The organism is Paraburkholderia phenoliruptrix, assembly GCF_902859825.1.
In the GTDB taxonomy this organism is placed as follows: domain Bacteria; phylum Pseudomonadota; class Gammaproteobacteria; order Burkholderiales; family Burkholderiaceae; genus Paraburkholderia; species Paraburkholderia phenoliruptrix.
In genome coordinates, this window is record NZ_CADIKB010000085.1 from 1 (window position 1) to 5029 (window position 5029).

8 protein-coding genes are annotated in these 5029 nt (G+C 57.0%); all 8 read left to right on the forward strand.

Translation table 11 applies throughout. The annotated features are described in order from the left end of the window. The coding region (locus tag HV711_RS33340) for a hypothetical protein (protein ID WP_217468977.1) at window positions 1-438 on the forward strand (438 nt) is incomplete at its 5' end. Beyond that, complete coding sequence (locus tag HV711_RS32760) at window positions 435-653, forward strand: hypothetical protein (RefSeq protein ID WP_035485328.1); 219 nt, start codon at window positions 435-437, stop codon at window positions 651-653. The genes HV711_RS33340 and HV711_RS32760, both read left to right, overlap by 4 nt. 117 nt (window positions 654-770) lie before the next feature. Then, window positions 771-1274 carry a zinc finger-like domain-containing protein gene (locus tag HV711_RS32765; protein ID WP_175145640.1) on the forward strand — a complete coding sequence of 168 codons (504 nt, stop codon included), beginning with the start codon at window positions 771-773 and terminating at the stop codon, window positions 1272-1274. Beyond that, window positions 1271-2062 (forward strand): hypothetical protein, encoded by a 792-nt coding sequence (locus HV711_RS32770; RefSeq protein ID WP_175145642.1) that lies wholly within the window; start codon window positions 1271-1273, stop codon window positions 2060-2062. Before HV711_RS32765 ends, HV711_RS32770 begins: the two co-directional genes overlap by 4 nt. Before the next feature lie 209 nt (window positions 2063-2271). Then, window positions 2272-2451, forward strand: coding sequence for a hypothetical protein (locus HV711_RS32775; RefSeq protein ID WP_035485324.1), 180 nt, complete (start codon window positions 2272-2274; stop codon window positions 2449-2451). A gap of 179 nt (window positions 2452-2630) precedes the next feature. Continuing rightward, window positions 2631-3107: an HNH endonuclease gene (locus HV711_RS32780; RefSeq protein ID WP_051224772.1), complete on the forward strand. Its 477-nt coding sequence runs from the start codon at window positions 2631-2633 to the stop codon at window positions 3105-3107. 3 nt (window positions 3108-3110) lie between these two features. Next, window positions 3111-3233, forward strand: a complete 123-nt coding sequence (locus HV711_RS33880) for a hypothetical protein (RefSeq protein WP_279612680.1) — start codon at window positions 3111-3113, stop codon at window positions 3231-3233. 729 nt (window positions 3234-3962) lie between these two features. Beyond that, on the forward strand, window positions 3963-5029 hold a 1067-nt coding region (locus HV711_RS32785), incomplete at its 3' end, for a helix-turn-helix domain-containing protein (RefSeq protein ID WP_175145647.1).

The following is a 5029-nucleotide window of genomic DNA, read 5'->3' on the forward strand; positions in this document are numbered from 1 at the left end:
CGGTTCTCCTTGGTTCCCTGTTCGGGAGGTTGGTCCTGGAAACCCGATTCTCTCGGATTCCACTGGCGAACCGCCGCCTTCAACCTTCAACTACGCCTGGGACATTGCCACGCGGAGTACGAAAAGGTGATGGCGGAGTGTGAGAGGTTGCGCGTTGATAACGCAAAGCTTCTGCGCAGCGGTCAGATGATGAGCACGATCATGCATAACAACACGGTCGCGATGCAGGCTGCCTGGATCGAGTGGCAGCACGGCGAAGGCGCTGAGGGCGCGATGGAATGGATTGAGAACACGCTCGAAGGACCCGGCCTTATTCCGGAAGACGAGGAGCCGCATGCAACAGAGGCTCAAGCCTACTTCGACGCCAATAAGAGCGACCGCATGTATGACCCTGCTCTCGATGTCGCTATCGACGCCGCGCGCAAGGAGCAGTCATGAAAACAGCCCTACTCTGCGTCGCCTTCTACGGCCTAGGCGTATTCAACTGCGCCGTGTTTGCTGCTATCCGCTACCTCCACCGTCCGCGGTATGTGGCGCCGACGATGCATAACAGGAAGTGGCGGGATAGACCCGTACCGGAGGTGCCCGCCTCGCCCTCAAAAGATGACGGCGTGAACTACTCGTTCATGGGCGCAACGGGACTCGAAGAATAATCTCAAAATAGAGGATTGACAGCGCTTCTAAATAGGACTACGAATCGCTTTTCTGCTAAAATATCGAGCAGCATTTGACGTCTTTGATCAACAACATTTTGCGCCTTTGCGGGGTTCGTGATGATTCGAGAAATGATCGTTAGCGCCATGCAATCAAAGAATCTCGCATGGCATGCTGAGTTCGAACAGGCAATTGACAGACTGACAGCGGTTGGAATGTCGGATGCGCTGGGCTCCGCTCTATTCCGGGCCAAGTATTGCCATGATCGGCAATCGGGCCAGCGTGCGATTCATCTTCTGACGCACAAGGCGGCGCAGCGCCTGAAGGTGGAAATGTCGTATGCGCGGGCGCTCGCGAATACTGCGTTTCGCGAATGGATGCTTGATGCGTGCGAAAAATGCCATGGAACAGGAAGCGCAATGGAAGGCGCTCACCTCGCTCAATGCACCAAATGCAACGGAACTGGAGCTAAGCAATACACCGATTACGAACGCGCATCGTGCGCTGGCTTTCCGGTGGAGTCGTGGCCTAAGCACGCCAAGCGATTCGAAGGCGTGACGGCGTGCATGTATGGGGCAATAGCAGCGACGAGCGGCCGTGTGCGGGAGCTTTTGTCGTGAGCGAGGCCGACCGGGAATGGCTGAGGGAGAACAGCAAGGTTGGGGGAAAATTCAAGCGCTGTGTTAAGTGCAATGAACTGAAGACGATTGACCGGTTCGATGGTGCGTATTCATTGGTTCGGGAAGCGGACGACACGTGCTTGAAGTGCAGGTTTCATCCTCTTCCTGAGGGCGGACTTCCGAAGATCAGGAATTGCCACACATGCCGAGCGAAACTTCCTCGAAAGTATTTTGGGGGCCGGCGGCATAGTCACTACCCCGAGTGCAAACGATACGTGACGTGCGATTTTTGTTCGGCCAAAGCCGAAGACGCCCTATGGACGAAGAGGCGGGAAGAGAAACTGCGTTTTGAGGCGGAGCAGCAGTTGGCCGCAGAGGCCGAATGGTGGGAGCGCAATGCTGGTAACGTCGCTCAGTGGGCGCGCGAGTATTCCCTCGAAGGTATGGTCGAAAGGCTCGCGGAGGAGGGTCGACAACGTCAAGCTGCCGAGCTGCGAGCTACGCCTCCATGGGCTGACCCCAAGAAGATCGCGGCAATCTATGACGAGGCCGCCCGCTTAACGAAGGAAACTGGCGTACCTCACCATGTCGATCACATCGTGCCCCTCCAGGGTCCAATAGCAACATATGGCCCGTTTACGGGAATGCGGATTGTCTTTGGGCTCCACTGGGAAGAGAACCTGCGCGTAATACCGGCCAGGGAAAATGTCGTTAAGGGCAATAGGTATTGGCCTGACATGCCAGAAGAAGAGCGAGCGGCACACAAAATATTGCGCATACCCTCTTGACAACCGCGATAGATGGTATATCCTCCGTACTTAGTCGTCGTAGTAGCGAACGCGAAACAGAGCCAACGCATGACGATAGAGCGAAAGCTCCGTTTCCACCCTTGATGGTGGAACTCGTCCCGAAATTTCCTTGAAGCCCCGCCAGTAAGTGCTGCCGGGGCTTTTTGCATTCTGCTGCCATGACTCGCTCAACCGCTCTCGAATCGCACATGTACGGCGATCCGATGGCCATATTGGAGGCCAAGCAGGCACGCGAGAAACGGCAAGCAGAAAGACCGGCAAGCAAGCGCCCTATTCTCACGCTGAAGCCTCGCAAGACTGATGGCGAATGGAGTGAGGCGCGCAAGCGAGCCGAGGAACTGTTTCACCCTGCCGCGGACCATTCGTGAGCCGCAACCCATCCGCATTGGGGTGCAACGCCCCTGGCGGCTCGGAATAGACGAGCAACCCCATCTCATTCCGCTTGGCGGCGGATTCATGTAAGCCCTGAAAACCCGCGTGCCGGTACATGACCGGTCCGCCAACGTCTATTGACGACGCGGGTTCTCAGGTCTTTCCGAGACCAAAAATGAAGGAAATATCGCTAACGCGAGGGAAAATCTCGCTCGTCGATGATGATGATTACGAGCACATTTCGCAATATAAGTGGCACGTTTCATCAAATGGCTACGCGAGGCGGAATGTTCCTCATGCCACAAAATACGGTAAGCGCACGCAGTTGCTGATGCACCGCGCGATTATGGGTCTTTCGCACGACGATAAGCGCGAGGTCGATCATATAGATGGAAATCGACTGAACAATTGCCGCGCCAATCTCAGAATTTGCTCCCACAGCGAAAACGCCAAGAACAAGAGCCCTTATGCGCATAGCACCGTTGGGCTCAAAGGTGTTACGAAGAAGGGCAGAGGGGAAAGATGGAAGGCGCAAATCATGTTGAACGGGCGACGTAAGCATCTCGGCTATTTCGCTACGCCAGAAGAAGCGCATGCCGCATATCGTAAAGCCGCAGCAGAATTGCACGGCGAATTCGCCCGCCTTGAGTAAGCCATGACCGCACAGAAACTGATCGACGACATTGAGCAGGCGCTAGAGCGTCAGCGCAATCTCGATCCCGCCCTGAGGGCATGGTACATCGCAAAGCTGGACGAACTGCGTGGGCTGCTCAAATGAATCCCGTGACAGCATATTTCCTCCTGTGCGCAACCTGGAACATGGGAATGACGCAGATCATGATCGACCTGGCGGAAGGCTGGGACGGCTGACTCGCTGCTGGTGGTGCGCACGAGAGTTGGTAGAGGGTCGGCAGTGCTGCGATCCAACTGAAAAGCAGTTTTGATCCCCTGCTCCGCCGCCAGCTAGTTGGCCTAGCAGAATTGCACACGGGCGAGCGGAGCGCCTAAATCGACCGGAAGATAGGCCGGAATGCACGAACCCGTAACGTGCCACTTTCACGCATGGCGGCTCCGCGTATGCCAGTACGCGTCGCTGGCACGAACCCACCTTACAGGGTCGAGCCGCCAGCCGTGAAGGTAAAACAGAGTCGGTCGCGCGCTCCGATAGGAGGCCACTGCGCCATGCGGGCCGAGCGTCAAGCCTTCACCCAATCCCCTCGTCGTTTTCTCCGACGTTAGCCCGCGCTGAAAGGTGACGGGCTTTTTTATTCCAGGTGTCTCAATGGCAACGCGCTCCCGATCCAAGCAGGAACCGGTTGAGCCTACCGAGACATGCAAGCAGTGCCGGTTCGCACTGTTCCTGAAAGAGTCGATCGAATGCCGGCGTAACCCGCCGCAAGTGATCTATGAAGGCTCAACAGGGTTCGTTGAGCACAGATTCCCGGAAGTCGAAGTCACACTGTGGTGTGGCGAATTCCGGCCAAAATTGACGTCTTAAGGGGAAAGCATGGCCGCACCGCGAGAGTACGATGAGCGATTACGCGAATTCGCAGACGCCCGTGAGGCCGAATTCCTCGATGCTGTAGCCAAGCACGGCTCACCCAATGCGGCTGGCCAAGCGCTGGGGCTGCATCACAGCACGATCATCCGTGCTCTGGACAGGCTCGAGAAGCGTGCTGCTAAGGCGGGATACTCGCCGCGGCACGACATGCACCGCACGGTGCCTGATGGCTATCTGGTCAAGGGCGTGTCGACCTACTACAACAAGGAGGGCGTTCCTTCCGGCCAGTGGGTCAAATCCGCTGTCAACCGAGAGCGTCAGGAAGAACTGATGCGCGAGGCGTTTGCCGCGATGGCGGAAACACTGCCGAGGGTAAAGCCTGCTCCCGCTCCGGCAAGGACAGATTCTGCGCTGTGCAACGTCTACACTCTGACGGATTGCCACGTCGGAATGCTTGCGTCCGCGAAAGAAACGCTCGACGCCGATTGGGACCTGAAGATTGCTGAGCGCACGCTGACTGCGGCTTTCTGCCATATGGTCAATGCGGCGCCACAAGCATCGGTGGGCCTTGTTGCGCAGCTCGGCGACTGGCTGCACTCCGATGGCTCCGGCCTGCTGCCTGTGACGCCTACGCATGGTCACATTCTCGACCAGGATGGCCGATTCTCGAAGATCGTCGCCGCATCCATCCGCATCTTGCGCCGTATCGTTGATTTCTCGCTCGAGCGGCATGAGAAAGTTGTTGTGCTGCTCGCCGAGGGCAATCATGACATGGCCTCGAGCATCTGGCTTCGCGCCATGTTCGCCGCTCTGTACGAGAATGAGCCGCGCGTCCAGGTGATCGATTCGGCTCTGCCCTACTATGTCTACCAGCATGGAAAGACGATGCTGGCGTTCCATCATGGCCACCTGAAGCGCAACGACGATCTGCCACTTCTGTTTGCCAGTCAGTTCCCGAAAGTAGGCAATGTCCCACAGACAGTTGAAGGTTGGGACGGCGGGTGCGGCATAGATTATGCGACCTTGCGATCATGGTCAATGTTGGATTTCGAGGGCGAACGCTTCAGGGCGGC

Coding starts and splice junctions, on each gene's coding strand:
- HV711_RS32760 (WP_035485328.1), top strand. CDS start 435: ATGAAAACAGCCCTACTCTGCGTCGCCTTCTACGGCCTAGGCGTATTC.
- HV711_RS32775 (WP_035485324.1), top strand. CDS start 2,272: ATGTACGGCGATCCGATGGCCATATTGGAGGCCAAGCAGGCACGCGAG.
- HV711_RS32780 (WP_051224772.1), top strand. CDS start 2,631: ATGAAGGAAATATCGCTAACGCGAGGGAAAATCTCGCTCGTCGATGAT.
- HV711_RS33880 (WP_279612680.1), top strand. CDS start 3,111: ATGACCGCACAGAAACTGATCGACGACATTGAGCAGGCGCTAGAGCGT.